The 20,888-nt window shown below is 38.1% G+C and carries 19 protein-coding genes; 2 read left to right on the top strand and 17 right to left on the bottom strand.

Features of this window, described 5'->3' with window-relative positions; translation table 11 throughout:
* The first annotated feature begins 123 nt into the window (after positions 1-123).
* Together IGK72_RS04155 and zwf are read left to right on the top strand one after the other, a co-directional pair.
* Positions 124-792, top strand: a complete 669-nt coding sequence (locus IGK72_RS04155; protein WP_002358896.1) for a metal-dependent transcriptional regulator — start codon at positions 124-126, stop codon at positions 790-792.
* Positions 792-2,315 carry a glucose-6-phosphate dehydrogenase gene (gene zwf, locus IGK72_RS04150; RefSeq protein WP_002355906.1) on the top strand — a complete coding sequence of 508 codons (1,524 nt, stop codon included), beginning with the start codon at positions 792-794 and terminating at the stop codon, positions 2,313-2,315. Before IGK72_RS04155 ends, zwf begins: the two co-directional genes overlap by 1 nt.
* Before the next feature lie 51 nt (positions 2,316-2,366).
* On the opposite strand, the gene ileS is transcribed toward zwf, so the two are convergent.
* The 17 genes from ileS to IGK72_RS04065 form a co-directional block, all read right to left on the bottom strand.
* Entirely contained in the window at positions 2,367-5,147 is a 2,781-nt protein-coding gene (gene ileS, locus IGK72_RS04145) for an isoleucine--tRNA ligase (RefSeq protein WP_002381313.1), read from the bottom strand.
* Between the two features lie 310 nt (positions 5,148-5,457).
* Complete coding sequence (gene divIVA / locus IGK72_RS04140) at positions 5,458-6,159, bottom strand: cell division protein DivIVA (protein ID WP_002355904.1); 702 nt, start codon at positions 6,157-6,159, stop codon at positions 5,458-5,460.
* A 151-nt stretch (positions 6,160-6,310) separates the two neighbouring features.
* Complete coding sequence (locus IGK72_RS04135; protein ID WP_002355903.1) at positions 6,311-7,093, bottom strand: RNA-binding protein; 783 nt, start codon at positions 7,091-7,093, stop codon at positions 6,311-6,313.
* A gap of 26 nt (positions 7,094-7,119) precedes the next feature.
* Positions 7,120-7,377 (bottom strand): YggT family protein, encoded by a 258-nt coding sequence (locus IGK72_RS04130; protein WP_002355902.1) that lies wholly within the window; start codon positions 7,375-7,377, stop codon positions 7,120-7,122.
* Between the two features lie 28 nt (positions 7,378-7,405).
* Positions 7,406-8,050 (bottom strand): cell division protein SepF, encoded by a 645-nt coding sequence (locus IGK72_RS04125; protein ID WP_002355901.1) that lies wholly within the window; start codon positions 8,048-8,050, stop codon positions 7,406-7,408.
* 13 nt (positions 8,051-8,063) lie between these two features.
* On the bottom strand, positions 8,064-8,741 hold the full coding sequence (locus tag IGK72_RS04120) for a YggS family pyridoxal phosphate-dependent enzyme (RefSeq protein ID WP_002358890.1): 678 nt from the start codon (positions 8,739-8,741) through the stop codon (positions 8,064-8,066).
* Positions 8,742-8,757: 16 nt separating this feature from the next.
* Positions 8,758-9,990, bottom strand: a complete 1,233-nt coding sequence (gene ftsZ, locus IGK72_RS04115; RefSeq protein ID WP_002355899.1) for a cell division protein FtsZ — start codon at positions 9,988-9,990, stop codon at positions 8,758-8,760.
* Positions 9,991-10,016: 26 nt separating this feature from the next.
* Positions 10,017-11,339: a cell division protein FtsA gene (gene ftsA, locus IGK72_RS04110; protein WP_002355898.1), complete on the bottom strand. Its 1,323-nt coding sequence runs from the start codon at positions 11,337-11,339 to the stop codon at positions 10,017-10,019.
* Positions 11,340-11,512: 173 nt separating this feature from the next.
* Entirely contained in the window at positions 11,513-12,637 is a 1,125-nt protein-coding gene (locus IGK72_RS04105; RefSeq protein WP_002368241.1) for a cell division protein FtsQ/DivIB, read from the bottom strand.
* 8 nt (positions 12,638-12,645) lie between these two features.
* Positions 12,646-13,737 carry an undecaprenyldiphospho-muramoylpentapeptide beta-N-acetylglucosaminyltransferase gene (gene murG, locus IGK72_RS04100; RefSeq protein WP_002379204.1) on the bottom strand — a complete coding sequence of 364 codons (1,092 nt, stop codon included), beginning with the start codon at positions 13,735-13,737 and terminating at the stop codon, positions 12,646-12,648.
* A gap of 4 nt (positions 13,738-13,741) precedes the next feature.
* A complete protein-coding gene (murD, locus tag IGK72_RS04095) occupies positions 13,742-15,112 on the bottom strand; it encodes a UDP-N-acetylmuramoyl-L-alanine--D-glutamate ligase (protein WP_070416127.1) in 1,371 nt (456 codons plus the stop codon).
* Between the two features lie 22 nt (positions 15,113-15,134).
* On the bottom strand, positions 15,135-16,100 hold the full coding sequence (gene mraY, locus IGK72_RS04090; protein WP_002355894.1) for a phospho-N-acetylmuramoyl-pentapeptide-transferase: 966 nt from the start codon (positions 16,098-16,100) through the stop codon (positions 15,135-15,137).
* 27 nt (positions 16,101-16,127) lie between these two features.
* Positions 16,128-18,356, bottom strand: coding sequence for a penicillin-binding protein (locus tag IGK72_RS04085; protein WP_430619624.1), 2,229 nt, complete (start codon positions 18,354-18,356; stop codon positions 16,128-16,130).
* Entirely contained in the window at positions 18,356-18,763 is a 408-nt protein-coding gene (ftsL, locus tag IGK72_RS04080) for a cell division protein FtsL (RefSeq protein WP_002358883.1), read from the bottom strand. Before ftsL ends, IGK72_RS04085 begins: the two co-directional genes overlap by 1 nt.
* A gap of 16 nt (positions 18,764-18,779) precedes the next feature.
* The gene (gene rsmH, locus IGK72_RS04075) at positions 18,780-19,736 is read right to left on the bottom strand and encodes a 16S rRNA (cytosine(1402)-N(4))-methyltransferase RsmH (protein ID WP_002355891.1); all 957 of its coding nucleotides are present in this window, start codon (positions 19,734-19,736) and stop codon (positions 18,780-18,782) included.
* Positions 19,737-19,750: 14 nt separating this feature from the next.
* The gene (gene mraZ, locus IGK72_RS04070) at positions 19,751-20,236 is read right to left on the bottom strand and encodes a division/cell wall cluster transcriptional repressor MraZ (RefSeq protein WP_002383402.1); all 486 of its coding nucleotides are present in this window, start codon (positions 20,234-20,236) and stop codon (positions 19,751-19,753) included.
* A 233-nt stretch (positions 20,237-20,469) separates the two neighbouring features.
* Positions 20,470-20,862 carry a DUF3397 domain-containing protein gene (locus IGK72_RS04065; RefSeq protein ID WP_002383401.1) on the bottom strand — a complete coding sequence of 131 codons (393 nt, stop codon included), beginning with the start codon at positions 20,860-20,862 and terminating at the stop codon, positions 20,470-20,472.
* Between the last annotated feature and the right edge of the window lie 26 nt (positions 20,863-20,888).

Below are 20,888 nucleotides of genomic sequence, written 5' to 3'. Positions count from 1 at the left end.
TTTTTTTACATCCCTTGCAAAAGCATTCAGAAAGTTTTCTTACAACTTGAATATTATTAAATAGTCAAATGCGCCTTTTTCTGATAAACTTAGGATGATGTTTTTTTGAAAGGATGAGCCCCTATGACACCAAATCGCGAAGACTATTTAAAATTAATTTTTGAATTAGGTGGCGACGAAGTTAAAGTGAATAATAAACAAATTGTTTCTGGACTCGATGTTTCGGCAGCTTCGGTTAGTGAGATGATTTCAAAGTTAGTAAAAGAAGATTTGGTTGAGCATTCTCCTTATCAAGGGGTACAATTAACTGAAAAAGGCTTAAAAAAAGCGAGTACGTTAATTCGCAAACACCGAATCTGGGAAGTCTTTTTAGTAGAGCACTTAAATTACACTTGGAATGATGTGCACGAAGAGGCAGAAGTTTTAGAACATGTTACTTCACAGACGCTTGTGAACCGTTTAGCGGATTATTTAAATCATCCAGAATTTTGTCCACACGGTGGTGTTATTCCCGAAGATAATCAACCCATTCATGAGGAGAAACGCCAAACGTTAACAGACTACCCTGTTGGCACAAAAATTCGGATTGCACGTGTCTTAGACGAAAAAGAATTACTGGATTATTTAGTTTCCATTGATTTAAATATTCAAGAAGAATATACGATTAAAGAAATTGCTGCATATGAAGGACCGATCACCATTTATAATGAAAACAAAGAATTATCCGTCAGCTTTAAAGCAGCAAACACAATTTTTGTTGAGCCGTTGATTAGAGAAAGTGAGGAAAACTAATGAATGAAAAAGTAGCATTATTTACTATTTTCGGGGGGACAGGTGATCTTGCCAAACGTAAATTGTATCCTTCCCTGTTCCGCTTATATAAAAAAGGATTATTAGCTGAGCGTTTTGCGGTGATTGGTACCGCACGTCGGGAATGGACAGACGAATACTATCGTGAAATCGTCCGTGAAACCATTCAAGACTTAAATCCCACGGCCGAAGAGGCAACTGAATTTTCTAGTCATTTCTATTACCAATCACATAATGTGAATGATACGGAACATTATAATACCTTAAAAGAATTATCTGATCGCCTAAATGAACAATACCACTTAGAAGGCAATCATGTTTACTATTTAGCTATGGCCCCTCAATTCTTTGGAACCATTGTTAATCACTTGAAATCACAACATATTATTTCGGAAGAAGGCTTTGATCGTCTAATTATCGAAAAGCCATTTGGTTCTGATTATGAATCTGCCTACGAATTAAATGAAGAAATTCGTGCTGCATTTCCTGAACAAGATATTTTCCGAATTGACCATTACTTAGGCAAAGAAATGATCCAAAATATTTCAGCCATTCGTTTTGCCAATAATATTTTTGAATCACAATGGAACAATCGTTACATTGATAATGTCCAAATCACCTTCGCTGAAAGCTTAGGTGTCGAGGATCGTGGCGGCTATTATGACCACAGTGGCGCACTAAAAGATATGGTTCAAAATCATATTTTACAAGTCGTTGCATTGCTTTCTATGGAGCCTCCTGTTGCCTTTTCTGAAAAAGAAATTCGGACTGAAAAAGTAAAAGCTTTACGTGCCATCCGCCTTTATTCTGAAGAAGAAGCCCTTCAAAATTTCGTGCGTGGACAATACGGCGAAGGTCAGCTAGCTGATCAAACATTTGCAGCCTATCGTGATGAACCAAATGTGGCAGAAACTTCATCCACTGAAACTTTTGTTGCTGGTAAATTTTTAATTGATAATTTCCGTTGGTCTGGCGTCCCTTTCTATGTTCGCACAGGTAAACGATTAACTGAAAAAGGCACACGCATTAACATCGTCTTTAAACAAGTACCTATTAATGTCTTCAAAGATGATACGTGTGAAGAATGCGATAAAACCGATTTACCACCGAATGTTTTAACTATCTATATCCAACCAACTGAAGGATTTTCATTAACCTTAAATGGAAAAGAAATCGGTCAAGGGTTCAATACAACTCCAGTGAAACTTGATTTCCGTCAAAGTGCTGAAATGACTGAAAATAGTCCAGAAGCATACGAAAAACTTCTATTAGACTGCCTAAATGGCGATAGTACAAACTTCTCTCATTGGGACGAAGTTGCCCAATCTTGGCGCATTGTTGACATTATTCGACATGCTTGGGATAAAACAGACGTTTCTTTCCCTAATTATGCCGCTGGCACAATGGGCCCGCAAGCTGCCTTCGACTTATTAGAAAAAGATGGCTTTACTTGGGAATGGCAACCAGATAACTGGTACCGTGACCGCGGTCAACTTGATCAATAAATAAGCCAAAAAAGATCCGCTAGTTAACGACTAGCGGATCTTTTTTCTTGTTTATTCGAATCCTTCAGCAACCGCTTCTGGATAATTTTCTTCAACAATGTGTGCACAACGGCCACAAAGTGTTGGTAATTTTTCATCTGAGCCGACATCTTGACGAACGGAACGACAACGGTCACACGTTTCGCCTTCTGCTTTTTCAACTAAAATAGCCATGTCTTCAAATTGAACAGCTTCACTAGGTGCTACTTCTTTTGATACTTCAAAGTCGGAAACAATTAGTAATTGAGCAATATCTGCATCAACAGCTGTCATTAATTGACGAATTTGTTCATTTGGATAAACGGTCACTTTGGCTTCTAACGATTTACCGATTAATTTAGAATGACGAGCTTCTTCCAACGCTTTTAAGACATTGTCACGGAAATCCATAAAGGCTGCCCATGTATCCATCAATTCTTCTTCATTAGTAAACGTTTCGTAACCTGGGAATTCAGCTAATTGCACATACTCTTCTTCTTCTTGTAAGAAACTCCAAATTTCTTCCGCTGTATGTGGAATAATTGGTGTCAATAATTTTGTTAACGAAACCAATGTTTGATAGAAAACAGTCTGCATACAACGACGTTGATAATCGTTTTCAGCTTCAATATAAACGACATCTTTCGCAAAGTCTAAATAGAAAGAAGATAAATCTACAGTTAAGAAGTTCATAACTGTCCGATAAATATGCATGAAATTATATTTTTCATAACCATTTTCACGGATTTCTTGAATGACTTGATTTAAACGAACCGTCATGTATTTATCTACAGAACGTAAATCGGCATAAGCTACAGTATGCTCAGCTGGATTAAAATCACTCGTATTCGCTAACAAGAAACGCATAGTATTACGGATTTTCCGGTACACTTCAGATACTTGGTTTAAGATATCCATTGAGACACGCACATCGGCTTCCGCGTCAACACTACTTACCCACAAGCGTAAGATATCTGCCCCCATTTGATTGATAACTTTTTCAGGTAAGATAGTATTGCCTAACGATTTACTCATCTTACGGCCTTCGCCATCGAGAACCATCCCTTGAGAAATAATTGATTTATAAGGCGCTACTCCATTGATAGCGACACTTGTTGTAATACTTGAGTTAAACCAACCACGATATTGGTCAGAACCTTCTAAATACATATCTGCTGGGAAAGTTAACTCTTCTCTTTCTCGTAAAACTCCTTCATGTGAAGAACCTGAGTCAAACCAAACGTCCATGATATCTGTTTCTTTGGTAAACTCGCCATTTGGTGAACCTGGATGTGTAAAGCCTGCTGGTAGTAACTCTTTTGCTTCACGCATAAACCAGATATTTGATCCATGTTCTGCAAATAAATTCGCTACATGTTCAATTGTTTCTGGCGTAATGATGGCTTCCCCATTTTCAGCATAGAAGATCGGTAATGGTACACCCCACGCTCTTTGGCGAGAGATTACCCAATCACCACGGTCACGAATCATATTATATAAACGTGTTTTTCCCCAAGGAATTAGCCAGTCAACTTTCTCAACTTCATCTAAAATATCTTGACGGAATTTAGAGATTGAAGCAAACCATTGTGGCGTTGCACGGTAGATAACTGGTTTTTTGGTACGCCAATCATGTGGATAACTATGCGTAAAGAAATCTAATTTTAATAACGCGCCTTTTTCTTCTAATAACTCAGTAATCATTGGATTCGCTTTGTCATAGAAAATTCCTTCAAAACCAGGTGCTTCATCTGTAAAGACCCCACGGCTGTCAACAGGAGAAATAACAGGTAAATCATATTTACGGCTAACGATATAGTCATCTTCACCATGTCCTGGTGCGGTATGAACTAAGCCAGTCCCGGCATCTAGCGTCACGTGGTCGCCTAGCATAACAAGTGATGTTCGATCATAGAATGGATGTTGAGCTGTCATACGATCTAATTTTTCACCAGAAAATTCTCGCAAGACTTCTACTTCTTCCCAACCAATCGCTTCTTTAACTGTTGTTAATAAATCTTTAGCAATTACAAATTTACGACCGTCTGCCTTCACTTCAACATACGTAAAATCAGGATTAACTGAAATACCTAAGTTGGCTGGTAATGTCCAAGGGGTTGTCGTCCAGATGACGAAGGCTGTCTCGTTATCTAAAAGACCTTTACCATCGGCCACATTAAAAGCTACGTAAATAGAAGGTGATTTTACATCTTTGTATTCAATTTCTGCTTCTGCTAAAGAAGATTCACTTGAAGGAGACCAATAAATTGGTTTTAAACCTTTATAAATATAGCCTTTTTCTGCCATCTTACCAAAAACACGAATTTCTGCTGCTTCATACTCTGGATCTAACGTAATGTATGGATGTTCCCAATCGCCTGACACACCTAAACGTTTAAAATCGTTACGTTGTTTATCGACTTGTGATAAGGCATACTCTTTACATTTTTCGCGATACTCAGCGACAGTCATTTCTTTACGTTTAACCCCTTTATTGGTTAACACTTGCTCAATTGGTAAACCATGAGTATCCCAACCAGGCACATAAGGAGAACGGAAACCAGACATTGATTTTGAACGAATAATAATATCTTTACTGATTTTATTCAAAGAATGTCCTAAATGAATATTTCCGTTTGCATACGGAGGGCCATCATGTAAAACAAAGGTTGGTTTTCCTTCGTTTAATTTTTGACGTTGTTCATATAAGCCTTTTTCTTCCCAGTCTTTTTGCCATTCTGCTTCACGGTTTGGCAAGTTCCCACGCATTGGAAAAGCTGTTTTTCCTAATTGCAATGTTTCTTTCATTTTCATATGCATTTGCCTCGCTTTCATTTTATCGATTTAATTGTGTTAGTTCATACTAAAGATGAACGATAGCTGATAAAAGTAGATAAAAAAAGAGTACTCCATCCCAAGGGACGAAGTACTCGTGTTACCACCCAAATTCAAAGTAGAGTTGCCCCTACTTTCTCTGAAATTGATAACGGTAATTATCCGGCAGTTCCTACTCAAGTGTTCAGAACTGCATCTAGGATAGAGGATCTGTTTAATGCCAGTGTCTGTCAAACTTTCACTATCATTGACTCGCTGCTAAGAATAAACATTAAACGTTCTGTTCTATCTATTTTGATTCTTCTTCAATTGTTTCTTCAGTGACTTCAATTACAGGCTTTTTTTCTACTACAGCATCTGTGTTCTCTTCAGAGTTTACAACAGTTTCATTTTCGTTGTCAAGGTCTTGTTCATCAAGAATTTCCTTAACTGCTGTATGTTTGTCTCCGACATAACTAGAAAAAGGCTTTAAAATCTCTTCCCACTCTTCACTCTTTACTTGCTCTAATTGAGTTTCAAGCATTAAGCTTAAGCGTTGATGGAAGACACGTGTTTTCTTCTTCAAGTCTTCTGTTTCCCCAGCTAATTGACGGGCACGTTCAATTGCTTCTGCTAAGATTTGTGTTGATTTCGCTTCAGCATCTGCAATCATTGCATTTGATTTACGTTCAGCTTCTACCAAGGTTTCTTTGGCTTGGTTATCTGCCGAAGTGATAATCATTTCTGATTCTTTATTGGCACTTGATTTCACTTTATCAGCGGTATCTTGTGCAACAATAATTGATTGATTCAATGCATCTTTCAATTCATTGAAGTATTGTAATTTTTCTTCTGCGTGTTTTAATGATTTCTCAAGTTCACGATTTTTTTGTAATGCATCTTCATAATCACGTGTGACTTGATCTAAAAAGTCATCTACATCGTCTTGGTTATAGCCTCTCATTTTTGTTGAGAAGTCTTTGTTTTGAATATCTAATGGAGTTAATGCCATATTCCTTCACCTCTTTGGATTATTTTTGTAAAACCCCTTATGAACACATTCTCATACTAATCCTGAAATAGCAAATATCTTACTTTTTTTATTATACACAACTTCGTCTGAATGAACAGCCAAAATGGTTTTCTTAAACAAAAGTTCGAGATTATTTTCTCAATACCCCTAAGAGGACACGAAATTTTTCTTTCTTGGTTTTTCCTTCTAATTCTTGAATTTGAAGGCGCCCAAATCCCCGTATCGAAACAATATCTAATAAGTCTAAAGCAAAATCTGGTCGTGTCGTTTCTGTCCAATTGACTTTTACTTTACCAGATTCGATCAATTGTTTTGATCGCTGCCTTGAAATATTAAATACGGCGGAAATCACACTATCCAGCCGCAAAGAGCTCATAGTCGTTCGCTCTTCCTGCCAACCATCCTTCGGTATCAAAATTTGTGTATAATCCCGTTCTTCTAAGCGAACAGTAATTTTACCAATTTTGTCGACTTGGTTAACAACGAAGCCAGCTACTTCTTGTGCTATAAAAACCTGCCACTTATCACCATCGGAAATAATATCTCCAAAGGCTTCCCTACGAACCCCAACATTCATCAAGGTGCCTAAAATTTTCCCATGAGATAATGTCGCAAATTTAGATGGATAAATAATTTCAAATAATACAACACCAAAATCTGTCTCTTCTGGTATGTAATACGCTGGATAAATCAAGCAGCGTTTTCGTTCTGCTTGCTCATAACCACCATAAAAAGTAAACGATAAATCACTGTTTTGTCGAATCAACGTTTCCAAAATATACGCCTGTCTAGGATCAAGAAAGTCTGTCAAATAAGGCGCGTATTGCATCTCCACTTGCTCTAGCCAATCCCCGACAGTGTCAATAAAAGGATGTTCATCTTTGCGGAAATGTTGATACACATTTGCGTTCATAGATAAATCATCCTTTCTAAAAGTTATTAATAAACAATAGCTCGTAAAATGACTGCTAAGCCACCCGCTGCTAGGTTAAGGACAATAATCCCTACCATTACGTTAAATCCAACCATTCCAATCCTTAAATTCAAACGGTCAAACAAACTTAAGTATGGTTCACAAATTCTAGAGAGCAAACGCCCGAAAGCAGAATCATATGCTCCTGGAAACCATGAAAGTAGCGCGTAAATCACTAGTAATCCTGAATAGATTTGAACGCCTTTGTATAATAGAGTAATCAGTGTTGCGATAATAACACCTCCCTAAGGCTTAGAAATCAAAGAATTGTTTGTTTGCTAAAGATTGTGCTGTCGCACTATCAATTTCCATATTCGCTGGTGTGCATAAGAAGATTTCATTGCCAACGCGCTGAATATCTCCGTCTAAAGCATACACAGTACCAGTTAAGAAATCAACGATGCGTCGTGCTTGGTCTTCTTCTACTAATGTAAAATTAACTAGCACAGCTTCTTCAGCAAATAAATGTTTCGCAATGCTCATTGCTTCTGAATACACACGTGGTTCAATAATAGTAATTTTATGTGTTTTTGCATTGGCGGTGCTTTCTTGTGCTCGTCTTGTATTCGTAGTCGCTGATTGATTAGAACTACGCATAGAAACCACTTTTTTCTCTGTGTAAGCAGCTTGTTGTGTGTCTCTTTCTTGATGCGCTTCAGCAGAACGATAGCGTGCAGAAGGTTTTTCAACTACAGGCTCACTTTGTTGTGTATAAGCTGGCTGACTGTAACTTTCCTGTTGTTGAACAGGGCGTTGTGGTTTAGGCCGAGCTGCACGACGCGGTGGTTCATTAACTGCTTTGCGCTCTTCATATTCTTCGTAGTTATCATAATAATCATCTTCTTCGCCAGATAAGCCAAAAAAGCTCGATAACGCATCCTTGTTAAAAATTGACATAAATTCCTCTCCTTTACGCATCTCTGAATAACGCTGTTCCGATTCGTATAAAAGTTGCACCTTCTTCAACTGCGATTGGGAAATCGTTACTCATTCCCATGCTAAGTTCTGTACAAGGAGCAAAAGATAAATGTTTCTCATTTACGGTCATTTGCAGCTCTTTTAATTCTCTAAATGTTGCATGTAATACTTCTTCACTTGCCCCAAAAGGTGCCATAGTCATTAGACCGACGATTTGAATTTTGTCCAAATCAGCAAGTTCTTGAATGAAAGGTAAGACGTCTTCTTTACGAAAGCCGTGCTTGCTTTCTTCCCCAGTTATATTCACTTCAACAAAACAACGAATAACTTTCGTTGCTCTTTTTTGAATTTCTTTGGCTAGACTCAGACTATCTAATGCATGAAAATAATCTATCTCATTAATAATTAATTTTACCTTCCTACGTTGTAAATTACCAATTAAATGCCACTGAATATCATTAAATTTTTCCAATCCAGCTTTCTTTTCTAGTAACTTATCTACTCGGTTTTCAGCTAAATTCTGGACACCAAGCTGAACAAGCTCTGCTGCTTCCTCAATTCCTACTGATTTAGTGACGCCAATCATTGTCACATCAGCAACAGAGCGCTGTGAGCTTTTGCATGCTAGCTGAAGTTGATTATTAATATTTGTTAAGTTTTCAGCTATCATTTCTAATCGATGCTCCTTATCGTTTTCTGCGGAAAAATGGTGGCGTACTTAATTCGTCATCATTGTGATTTGGTTCTTCACGGTGGAATGTGTCAAATTCTTTTTTGTCTACTTGTTCTAATGAAGATTCATCAACTTTTGGACGTGTATTTTGTTCTCTGCGAATATCCCAATCGCCAAAAGCACTTGCTTCTTCTTGTGATTTTGGTTGATCCATTTCCACAGATTGAGTTGTTTGTTGCATTGGTTGAACCGCTTGTCTTGTTTGACGGTGCGGTTTTCTATCCTTTTTTGATTCATCAATACCTGTAGCGATTACTGTTACACGAATTTCGTCGCCTAAATCTTCGTTAATTGATGTACCTAGGATGATGTTCACATCACCTGAAGCAGCATTTGTAACGATATCTGAAGCATCTTGCGCTTCAAACAAGGTCATATCTAAGCCACCAGTAATGTTTAATAAGACTTGTTCCGCACCATCGATTGATGTTTCTAACAATGGTGAAGAAATAGCTTTTTTCGTTGCTTCAATTACACGTTCTTCGCCGCTCGCTACACCAATTCCCATTAAAGCTGTTCCTTGGTTTTCCATCACTGTTTTCACGTCAGCAAAGTCCAAGTTTACGTAACCTGGTGCAGTGATTAAATCTGAAATCCCTTGAACACCTTGACGTAATACATTATCAGCTTCTCTAAATGCTTCAAGCATTGGCGTTTTCTTGTCAACGACTTCTAATAAGCGGTTATTTGAGATAATTAATAGTGTATCAACGTTTTCTTTTAATAAGGCAATTCCTTCAGCAGCAAAACGACCACGTTTTGGACCTTCAAAACTAAATGGACGAGTTACTACACCAACTGTTAAAGCGCCTAATTCTTTAGCGATTTTTGCAACTACTGGCGCAGCACCTGTACCAGTTCCGCCACCCATACCAGCAGTAATGAAAATCATATCCGCGCCTTGTAATGATTCTGAAATCACTTGTTCACTTTCTTCTGCAGCTTTTTGGCCAACTTCAGGTTGTGAACCGGCACCTAAACCACGAGTGTATTTAGGGCCTAATTGAATCACTGTTTCTGCTTTTGAATGTTTTAATGCTTGAACGTCTGTATTGGCTGTGATAAATTCCACGCCTTTAACGTTTTCTTCGATCATACGGTTTACAGCGTTTCCGCCGCCGCCACCTACACCGATAACTTTAATGACTGCACCGTTGTTAATGTTATTGTCTAATGAAAATTCCATGATATCGTATCCTCCTGTTTGTGTGATTAGTCGAAAATGTTCGAGAAGAAGTCTTTGATTTTGCCTGTCACTTTTTCACCAGACTCACGTTCGTTGAATTCTTCGTATTCTTCTTGAGGCTGTTCAGCATATGTGTCATAGCGAACTTCTTGTTGGACAGCGACTGATTGTGCTGGTTTCGATTTTTCACCAGGGATTGCATATTTGGCAATGTGATAAATATCGTTTAGTTGCGCTGAATATTCCACAATGCTAATGACATTAGCAAAGACTGGGTTACGTAAGCCCATGTGATTTGGTACGTATAGTTTTACGTTGGCTTCAAAAATCTCTTGCGCCAAATCGACAATACCTGGCATACTAGCGGCGCCACCAGTTAACACAACGCCTCCAGGTAATTCAAACGCATCAATTTCATCCAGAACTTCTTTTGATTTTCTCAAAATTTGTTCCACACGCGCTTCAATAATTTCTGAAAGGTAACGTTCGTCCACTCTTACAGGCTCTGACTTACCGATAACATCAACAGGAAACTCTTCGTTTGCTGAAGTTCTTTCTGGATAAGCATCCCCATAATTAATTTTTAAGGCTTCGGCGTTGTTAAAAGAAGTATTCAATACGATTGAGATATCTTTCGTGATGAACTCGCCGCCTTCTTGGTTAACATGAGTAAATTTCAATTGTTTGTCGTGGATAACAGATGTCGTTGTTTGACCGCCACCCATATCAATGACAATTGTTCCAAAGTCTTTTTCGCCATCTGTTAAAATTGTTTCCGTTAAAGCAAGCGGTGTAATCACTAATTCGTTAATTCCTAAGCCAGCTTTTTCAACACATTTACGGATGTTATGGATGATTGTTTTTGGTCCAGTATAGACAACGCCAAACATCTCCATGCGAACGCCAAGCATTCCACGTGGGTCTTTGATGCCTTCAAAGCCGTCGACGGTAAAGTCTTGCGGTAAGATTGCAACAATTTGACGTTCAGGAGGAGTTGAACGAACCAAAGCTGCAGATGCGACGTTGCGCACATCCTCATCTGTAATTTCTTTTGATTCACTGCTAACAGCTATCATTCCTTGACAGCTTTCTACTTCTAATAAATTCGCTGGTAATCCAACATTTACGCTTTTAATTTGAATGCCGGCTTTTTCTTCGGCTTGTCGAACGGCCCGTTGGATTGCTTGAACTGTTTGATCAATATCGACGACAATCCCTCGATTCAAACCGTCTGATTTTGCATTTCCAACGCCGATGATGTTCATTTGACCTTCAATATATTCAGCGACAACTACTTTGACAGAAGTTGTACCAATATCGAGGCCTACATACATTCCTGTTTTTGCCATGAACGGAATTCCTCCTCCTATTAATTCCAATATCTAAGCGGACAAAGGCGTCCGTTTAACTATCTCTTTTTTAGTATTATTCACTTCTTCCAATTTTACCATAAAAATGGGGGTTTTAGAAAGCAGATTATACGAATTTGTTCGTTAATTTTTGAAACATTTTTGTAAAAAACTTATTCTGCTTGTTGCACTTCTTGATTTTCTCCATTTGTCGGCGTACCGTTATTCGCTTCATCCGTTGCTACGCCTGCATTTGGGTCCACAACTTCTTGATTTTCAACCGCTGAATCTTCGGAAACTTCACTACCCGTTTCTTCACTTTCTTTTTCATACGGATAAGAAAAAATGCCGACTTCCATATCAACGATTCCAGGTTTGTCCATTTGCTCGGCTACTTGTGAATAATAAGCCATTTTTTCACTTAAATCAGAAATATTAACAATCACTCGATTTCCATCATTCATATAGACATTAATCAAGTCTTTATTGGTTTTGGATGGTGCATATTTAATTTCTGAAATTCCTTGTTTAATTTCTTGAGGTAATTTGTTGTAAGAGGCCATTAATTCAGGGATTAATTTATCCTCTTTGAAATTCTCAAAAATTGGTTTGCCACTTTCAGCAGCTTTGGTGGTTTCCGCCAAAGTTTTACCATTCTCTAAAATCGGATGATAGCCGCCTTTAGTCGCAGCAAGAGCGACAATTTGATACTCTTGAATATCAATTTTAAATGAATTAATACCATTTAACTTAATGTTCGCCTTTTTTATAATTGGAAACTTTTTCTGAATATTTGCAGAAAAATAATTTCTATTTGAATACTGCTCCCATAAGCCACTGCCCGTTTCAAGTTTTGACTGCTGAATAATCGCTTGGCTCTCCACACTTTTGTTACCTGAAACTGTTACTTCACTCAATCGACTAAGAGGCGAAACAAAATACAATGCCACTAAAATGGCTGTCCCTAAACAAGTTAAAATAAAGGCTAAACGCCTATATAAGCGCTTGTTCCGTGTTTTCTTAACGTTCGGTAAACGATCTGCAAAATGCTCCTCTTCTTCCACTGTTTCTTGTGGAAGATGTTGTTGAGGCTCTTCTTGACTTTGTTCTTGTAAAGTGATGGTGACTTCTGCTTGTTCGTTTTCACCTTTTGAAGCAGCTTCTTCCGCTTGCTTCTTCAAATATTCTTGGTTTTGTTTTTGCCAAGGTGTCAGTTCAGGTTGAGACTCTTCCGATTTTTTTGGAGGTAATGGTTTTCTTTTTTTGAATATATCGTTCTCGTTACTAATCTTCCACACCTCCTATCTCAGACTAACGTTTTCACAACTTGATACAAACGATCACTTGCATCTGGGATGCCTTCCCCTTTGGACGCCGTTGCCATCTGTTGTCTTTTTTCATTGTTTAATAAAATATCATCTATTGCCGCAACTAAACGAGCGCCGGTCAATTCTGCATCTGGAATCATTTCAACAGCACCAACTTTTACTAAGCTTTGCGCGTTTTTCGTTTGATGATCATTCGTGACGTAAGGACTCGGAATTAAAATTGCTGGTAATCCTAATGCGGTGAACTCCGCAATTGAGGTTGCTCCTGCACGTCCCACCATTAAATCGGTATTAGCCATCACTTCAACCATTTTATCAATATACGGTTGCACACTTATGTTTGTCAATTTCTTTTCAGAAAACTTTAGACTTTCTTGAAGTTCCTGATAATATCTTTCTCCTGAAGCGTATAAAACTTGATACTCTCTCTCTTCAAACAAAGGAAAGGCCTGTTCAAACGCTTGATTGATTTTCAAGGCGCCACGACTTCCGCCAAATAAAACCACCGTTTTCTTTGCTGGATCCAAGCCAAACTCTGATAAAATAGCTGACTTTTCCACCGTTACGACTTCTTGTCCCCGCGGGTTCCCTGTTAAAATTGTTTTTTCTTTCGGGAAAAAACTAGCGACATCCGGAAAACAAATCGCAATTTTATCCACATAACGACTTAAAAATTTATTTGTCATTCCGGGGATACTATTTTGTTCATGAATAATTGTCGGTATTTTTAATTGGTGGGCCGCATAAACCACTGCACCAGAAACATAACCGCCTGTACCAATGACCACATCTGGTTGAAATTCACGAATAATTTTTTTTGCTTTATTAATGCTTGTTAAAAATAAATAAATTGTTTTAAAATTTTGAGGACTTAGCGAACGCTTGAATCCTTGAATTTTAATCGTTTTAAATGGAATTTTCGCCTTTGGCACAATTTGACTTTCTAGACCATTTTCTGTTCCCACATACAAGAATTCTGTTGCAGGTGCTTCTTTTTTGACGTGTTCGACGAAGGATAACGCAGGATAGATATGCCCACCTGTGCCACCACCAGTTACTAGTATCTTCATTTTCTCACATTTCACTTTCTTTTAATTGTTGAACAGCTTGCATAAAGGCTTCCCCGCGTACTTCAAAATTCGGGTATTGGTCCCAACTTGCGCAAGCAGGTGATAGTAAAATAGTATCATCTTTTTCCGAATAATCAAAGGCAATGGTAACCGCCGTTTGAACATTTTCAGCAAATAAAATTGTTTCAATGTTCGCTTTTTTAGCAGCTTCCGCCAATTTTTCTTTGGTTTCTCCAAATAAAACAATTGCTTTGAGTCCCAGCAGAGCAGGAACCAATTCATCAAATGAGTTACCGCGATCCAAGCCACCCGCAAGTAAAAGTAGCTTTTGGTTGTCAAACCCACTTAACGCCATCTCTGTAGCTAAAATATTGGTTGCTTTTGAATCGTTATAAAAACGTCTTTGCTGAACTTCGCCAACAAATTGCGTTCGATGTGGAACGCCCGAAAAGTTTTTCAAAGTTTGTCTAATCTGAACATTCGATACATTTTTTAATTTAGCTACACAAATCGCTGCGAGTGCATTTTCAATATTGTGACTGCCAGGAATACCTAACTCATCGGCGGGCATAATATATTCTTTATTAAAATATAATTTCCCATCTAAAAGATAAGCCCCTTCTACTGCTTCTTTCGTTGAAAAAGGCAATACGTTGGCAGCTGTGGTTTTGGCTAACGTTTGAAGCTCTACTTGATTCCAATTTAAAATCAAGGTGTCCTCTGCGGTCATGTTTTTTTGAATGGCCCATTTTGCAGCAACATATTCTTTCCGCGAACCATGATAATCCAAGTGTGCCTCAAAAATATTTGTAATTACTGCAATTTGTGGGTGAAACGTCTCAATTCCCATTAACTGAAAACTAGAAAGTTCCATCACAAGATCATCCTTGGCTGTTGCTTCTTGAGCCACCGTACTCGCTGGAAAACCAATATTTCCCGCCAAACGTGCCTCACCAGCCGTTCTGTCAGCGTTTAGCAATAAACCAATCATCGTGGTCGTGGTTGTTTTGCCATTGGTGCCCGTAATGCCGACAATTGGACATTCGGCAATTTGACCTGCTAATTCCACCTCAGTTATGATAGGAATTTTCCGAGTTAGTGCTTCTGCCACAAGTGGATTTGTATAAGGAATACCAGGATTTTTAACGATTAGTTCAAATTCTTCATCCAACAATTCAATTGGATGCCCCCCTGTAACAACACGAATACCCAAGGTTAATAAATCTTGGGCGTCAGGGTTTTGATCAAATTGTTTTGCGTCATTAACGGTAACGAGCGCACCTAACTCATGTAAGAGTTTCGCTGCGCTGACACCACTTTTAGCTAGTCCTAAAACCAACACTTTTTTGTTTTGATAGGTTGTTATTTTTTTCATTGTCAATTTCCCCTTTGATAGATTAGAAAAGAATCCATAATGTGATTCCTGAACAGATTAAACCGACAGACCAAAAGACAAAATCAATTTTCCATTCAGACCAACCACACATTTCAAAATGGTGATGAATTGGTGACATTTTAAAAATCCGTCGACCAAATAATTTAAATGAAGCAACTTGTAAAATAACACTTGCTGTTTCACAAACGTAGACAAGTCCAATTAAAAGTAGCGTCCATTCTTGATGCAAAATAATTGAAATTGCTGCTAACAATCCACCTAATGCTAATGAACCAACATCACCCATGAAGATTTTTGCTGGTTTTCTATTATAAGGGAAAAAGCCAATCAGCCCACCAATCACACTTAGGCAGATAATCACAACATCAAATTGTTGTTGTTTCCAGGCAATAATTGCATAAGTACCAAATGAAATTGTTCCTAAACCAGCAACTAAACCATCAATCCCATCTGTCAAATTCACGGCATTAGAAAAACCGACTAACCAAAAAATAATAAACACGCCATAAAAAATACCTAACGGAACTTCTGCTACTCCAAACAAATCTAAGGTGTCTGAAAAGCCTTCACTTCGATAAACAAAGTAGAAAACCAACCCACCAAAAATTTGACCAATTAATTTTTGACGAGAATTCAAGCCCATGTTCCGTTTTTTAAAGACTTTAATGAAATCATCTAAATAACCTAGCAAACCGTATAATACTAAAATAAATAGAATAATTAGTAGAGACGGCGTAAATTGGTGGAAGAACAACCCCATTGCTAATGAAGTAATCAAGCTGGCTACAAGGAAAACGACTCCCCCCATTGTAGGGGTACCTGTTTTCACGCTATGCCAAGTTGGGCCATCTTCACGAGTAACCTGCCCTTGTTTTTTCATTTGAAAATAGCCAATGAATAGTGGCATTACGCTCACTGTAATGGCAAAACTCACCACTATGGGAATAAAAATCTGTGTCCACTCCATGTTATCTCTCCTAATTATTCTACGTTATTATTCTGTGCCTTCTAAAGTCACGGTTAATTTTTTCTCCGTAATTTCAGTTTCAGCAGCGATACTTTGTTTCATCACATAGCCTTCACCTTTAAACTCGACAGTCAAACCTAATAGATCACCAAACTTGGTAACATCGCTCTTCGACCAGCCGGTTAAATCAGGCATATAGTTCGTTCCATTTGTGATCAAAATCAATTTCTGATTAGGCATTAATGTTTGACCAGACGGTGTTGATTGTTTCTTGATTTTTTCACCATCACCGATAATCACAGGATCCACCCCGTTCACTTTGGCATTGGCCAACGCTTCCGCTGGTGTCATGTTTTTATAATCAGCAACTGTGACTTTATCAGAAGCTACTTTCGTTGTTTCCGGATCTGTCTCTTTAATGTCTAACGCTAATTTCATTAATGGGTTTGCAATTGCCGCCATTGCTTCTGAAGGCGAACCTGATTTTGCTTGTCTAAGTGTAATATACAAAACATATTCAGGATTATCCGCTGGGACCATTTCCACTACAGAAGACAAGACTTGACTTGCCCCATCAACGTACCCTTTACCATCTGAAATCTGGGCAGTTCCTGTTTTGGCAGCAACATGATAGCCTGGTACTTTATAAATATCATACGCAATCCCATAAGTTGGGTCTTCAACGGTATCAATCATGTACGTACGAATCTGTTGAGCTGTTTGCGCTTTGATTGGGGTTCCTACGATTTGTGGTTCCGTAATCGTTTCTTTTCCTGTATTTTTGTCAACAATTTTGCTGATGTAATGAGGTTGCAACATTGAACCGTCATTTGCAATAGCTGAGAAACCTTTCATCATTTGGAAATTAGTAACCGTAATCCCTTGACCAAAAGCTGAATTGGCCCGATCAACAATATTATTATCTGGAAGTTTCCCAGTGTGTTCTGAAGTTAAACCTGAATGTGTGCTTGAACCAAACCCAAATTTTTTCAAATATTCGACCCACTTGTCGCCACCCATTCGTTGTTCCAAGTTCACCATTCCGATATTACTAGACCAAGAAATAGCTTGACGATAAGTTAAAGACGTTTTGTCTTTTAAATTGCCGACATCATGGTCGTTAATCGTGGTGTCACCAACAGTGATACCACCTATACGGTTAAATGATTCATTTGGATTAAACAATCCTTGCTCAATGGCCGCCGCCGACGTAAATAATTTAAGCGTTGAGCCAGGTTCATACGGACTTTCAACCAATAGGTTCTGCCACGTGCCATTATTGTCTAATCCTTGTTTCGTTTCAGGATTAAATGTTGGCCGTTGAGACATGGCAACAATTTCGCCTGTTTTTGCTTCCATTAACATGGCAGTCATGGAAACTGGTTCATATTTTTCATTAACTTGCGTCATTAAATCTTCTAAGGTATTTTGCAAGCGACTATCTAGCGTTGTGTAAATATCTTGACCATCCACTGCTTTTTTCTCTTCCGCCACAGTCCCTGGTAAGGCATTGCCGTAAATATCTTTTTCAAAATACACACGGCCATCGGTTCCACTTAAAATATCATTATAGGCCTGTTCTAGTCCCATCGCGCCTACTAAACCTTCCTTATCATCATCTGGATTGGCTGCTTTTGTATAGCCAATAAAGTGAGAAGCAAACTGACCATTGGGATATAGTCTGGCTGGATGTTCATTGAAATAAACACCTGAGATTTTTTTCTTTTTCAAATCTGCTTCAATTTTTTGGCGTGTTTCCAAGGTAATATTTTGACCACCCGTACCAAACTCCACTTGATATTGTGTTGACCCATCTTCATGGATCCCATTATTCAAGTATTTCAATGCTGTTTTTTTGTCTAGTTTGGTATATTTCGCTAAAATTTCAGCAATATCATCGAAGTCTTTTTTCTCCGCATATAGCTTTTCATTATTTTGTCCCGTATATTTTTTTGATAATACGACATATAACGAATAAGAAGTAGCATCTTCTGCGATTGGATTACCATATCGATCTAAAATTGATCCTCGCTTAGCTTTTACCACTTGGCTTCCTTCATATAAAGAAGCTGTTTTTTCCTTTAGCGATACACCGGCTACTTTGCCTGTTGCCACAATGTATGTCGTTCTAAAGGCAAATAAAAAGAACAATCCAATACTCGTAGCGAATAAAATGATGCCTACTTTTTTACGATTGTTCATCGGATTTAAGTTTTTCTTTTTCATGAATTGTTTAAATTTATGTCTTTTACTCATTATTTAACAGTCCTAACATTGTCGCCGTTATTTTCTAGTCCTTGTTTTTTAGCGACATCTTTGATTCGATCTGATTTAGAAAGTTCACTTCTTTCTTGTTCCAATTTCAAAGCGTTATCTTCCTTTTCTTTAATGACTGCTTGTGTTTCTGTAATATCGTTCATGGTTTGGACAATTGTCGTTCTTACTTGAATTGTCGCAATTGCAATACCAATCGTTGCACAAACTAATACAACACCGATTAATTTTTCTAGTAAAGAGACATTTTTTAGTTTCTTTTTGGGTAATAGAGTGGGGACAGGTAGTGTTTCCTCTTGCATTTTTCTGTCTTGCTCTGTTGCCACAGTTGGCTGATCCATTTCTGGTGCTTCATAATGGAAATCATTTACTTTCTTCAATTCAGCCATGTGTCTACCCCTCTCTCTATCTAGATTTTATTTTTTCGGCAATGCGTAACTTCGCACTTCGTGAACGATTATTCTCAGATAACTCACTGTCACTTGGTAAAATTGGTTTTCTGGTAATTACTTTTAATTCTGGTTGAAATTCTTCTGGTACCACTGGAATGCCTGGTGGCAAATCTTGTACCGTACTGTATTCTTTAAACATTGTTTTAACGATACGATCTTCTAACGAATGGAACGTAATCACACTGATTCTGCCATTTTTCGCTAGCAAATCAATTGCTTGTTCTAGCGACTCTTCAACTGCCCCTAACTCATCATTAACGGCAATGCGAATTGCTTGGAAAATTCGTTTTGCGGGATGTCCACCTTTGCGTCTTGCTGGAGCTGGAATCGCCGTCTTAATAATCTCAACGAGTTCACCTGTTGTTTCAATTGGTTGCTTTTCACGAACACGTTCAATTTCTCGAGCAATCTGTTTCGAAAATTTCTCTTCCCCATAACGAAAGAAAATTTTTACTAACTCACTATAGCTATACGTATTCACCACTTCGCGAGCCGTCAAGGGTGCGTCTTGATCCATGCGCATATCTAAGGGCGCGTCTTGATGATAGCTAAAACCACGTTCTGCTTCATCTAATTGTGGTGACGAAACACCTAGATCGTATAGAATTCCATCAACATGGAACACCCCGTGTTCTGCCAATTCTTCTTTAATATTTCTAAAATTTGATTTGATGAAGGTCACTTGACCTTTGTCTACATATTTCTGCAAACGAGTCTTAGCATGTGCCAACGCTTTTTGGTCTTGATCAAAGGCATATAAATGACCGTGCTCATTCAATTGTGTCAGTAAGTATTCACTATGTCCGGCACCACCGAGTGTGCAATCTACGTATACGCCATCCGGCTTCACTTGTAATCCATCCACTGTTTCTTTTAAAAGAACGGTGTAATGGCGAAATTCTTCAGTCATCATTTGCCTCATTCCTAAAATCCAAAATCAATCATTGTTTCTGCTAATTCATCAAAGTTTTCTTCAGCTTCATCAGAGAATGCATGCCAACGTTCGTCACTCCAAATTTCAATTCGGTTAGAGACGCCGATAACAACACAGCCTTTTTCTAAACTGGCATGTGTTCGTAAATTCGCCGGAATATTGATACGACCTTGCTTATCAATCTCACATTCTGTTGCAGCGGAATAAAAGAATCGTACAAAGGTACGTGCATCTTTCTTAGCTAAGGGCATTTCTTGAAGTTTTGCTTCAAGTTGTGACCATTCATTTAAAGGATAACCAAATAAACAGCCATCCATCCCTCTCGTTACCACAAATTTTTCACCAAGTTCCTCACGAAACTTTGATGGAACGATTAGGCGGCCTTTGGCATCGATATTATGTTGGTATTCACCCATAAGCATAGCCAATACACCCGCTTTTCCACTTGATAGAACAAGTCTACCACATCCCACCACTTTCTACCACTATAAATCTAAAAACTTCTATTTTTTAACTGTTATTTAAAATTTCTGTAATATTTACAGGGTTTTATGTAACAAGCATCACCCAACAAAAAATGTTATTATAACAAGGTTTTTACTATGTTTTTTATAAAATAACCCCACAAATAACAAAAAAACCCCACGGAGTGGGGAGTTGTGGGGGACATTTTCCCACAGCGTATTTCCCCTATTGTCTCCACGCTTTATTACAGTAGATAATGACTGATATTTAGCAAGATAAGCAACACATACAACACAAACGTTAGTAAAAACGTCAACCGCCAAAACATCTTGAAATATCGTCTATATAAAATCTCTCCATAATAATAAGCTTGAAACAGGGCAACAGCGACTCCTAATAACAAAATAGAAATCACAAAATACGGCATAATCGATTCATCATAACTATCTTTGGATAACTCATGGATCCCTATGAATAAAAACGGAATGGCCAAATCCGGTGCTTTTATTTTCCAACGTTCCGTTAGGGAAAAAGTGGACACGAGAAAATTGCACGCAAAGAGCACAATTACCGGAAAAATATACCAAAATAACATTATTGCCGAAAACGACACCATTCTCTCAACAAATCCTTTCATTCCACCTGCTATAACTATACTTCATC

This window comes from Enterococcus sp. DIV0183 (assembly GCF_050541505.1).
GTDB lineage: Bacteria > Bacillota > Bacilli > Lactobacillales > Enterococcaceae > Enterococcus > Enterococcus faecalis.
This window is presented reverse-complemented; position numbering and strand designations above follow the sequence as displayed.

What these genes read in the sequence shown, in the direction of transcription:
- IGK72_RS04155 (WP_002358896.1), top strand. Translation starts at nt 124, where the DNA reads ATGACACCAAATCGCGAAGACTATTTAAAATTAATTTTTGAATTAGGT.
- zwf (WP_002355906.1), top strand. Translation starts at nt 792, where the DNA reads ATGAATGAAAAAGTAGCATTATTTACTATTTTCGGGGGGACAGGTGAT.
- ileS (WP_002381313.1), bottom strand. Translation starts at nt 5,147, where the DNA reads ATGAAAATGAAAGAAACATTGCAATTAGGAAAAACAGCTTTTCCAATG.
- divIVA (WP_002355904.1), bottom strand. Translation starts at nt 6,159, where the DNA reads ATGGCATTAACTCCATTAGATATTCAAAACAAAGACTTCTCAACAAAA.
- IGK72_RS04135 (WP_002355903.1), bottom strand. Translation starts at nt 7,093, where the DNA reads ATGAACGCAAATGTGTATCAACATTTCCGCAAAGATGAACATCCTTTT.
- IGK72_RS04125 (WP_002355901.1), bottom strand. Translation starts at nt 8,050, where the DNA reads ATGTCAATTTTTAACAAGGATGCGTTATCGAGCTTTTTTGGCTTATCT.
- IGK72_RS04120 (WP_002358890.1), bottom strand. Translation starts at nt 8,741, where the DNA reads ATGATAGCTGAAAACTTAACAAATATTAATAATCAACTTCAGCTAGCA.
- ftsZ (WP_002355899.1), bottom strand. Translation starts at nt 9,990, where the DNA reads ATGGAATTTTCATTAGACAATAACATTAACAACGGTGCAGTCATTAAA.
- ftsA (WP_002355898.1), bottom strand. Translation starts at nt 11,339, where the DNA reads ATGGCAAAAACAGGAATGTATGTAGGCCTCGATATTGGTACAACTTCT.
- murG (WP_002379204.1), bottom strand. Translation starts at nt 13,737, where the DNA reads ATGAAGATACTAGTAACTGGTGGTGGCACAGGTGGGCATATCTATCCT.
- murD (WP_070416127.1), bottom strand. Translation starts at nt 15,112, where the DNA reads ATGAAAAAAATAACAACCTATCAAAACAAAAAAGTGTTGGTTTTAGGA.
- mraY (WP_002355894.1), bottom strand. Translation starts at nt 16,100, where the DNA reads ATGGAGTGGACACAGATTTTTATTCCCATAGTGGTGAGTTTTGCCATT.
- IGK72_RS04085 (WP_430619624.1), bottom strand. Translation starts at nt 18,356, where the DNA reads ATGAGTAAAAGACATAAATTTAAACAATTCATGAAAAAGAAAAACTTA.
- ftsL (WP_002358883.1), bottom strand. Translation starts at nt 18,763, where the DNA reads ATGGCTGAATTGAAGAAAGTAAATGATTTCCATTATGAAGCACCAGAA.
- rsmH (WP_002355891.1), bottom strand. Translation starts at nt 19,736, where the DNA reads ATGACTGAAGAATTTCGCCATTACACCGTTCTTTTAAAAGAAACAGTG.
- IGK72_RS04065 (WP_002383401.1), bottom strand. Translation starts at nt 20,862, where the DNA reads ATGAAAGGATTTGTTGAGAGAATGGTGTCGTTTTCGGCAATAATGTTA.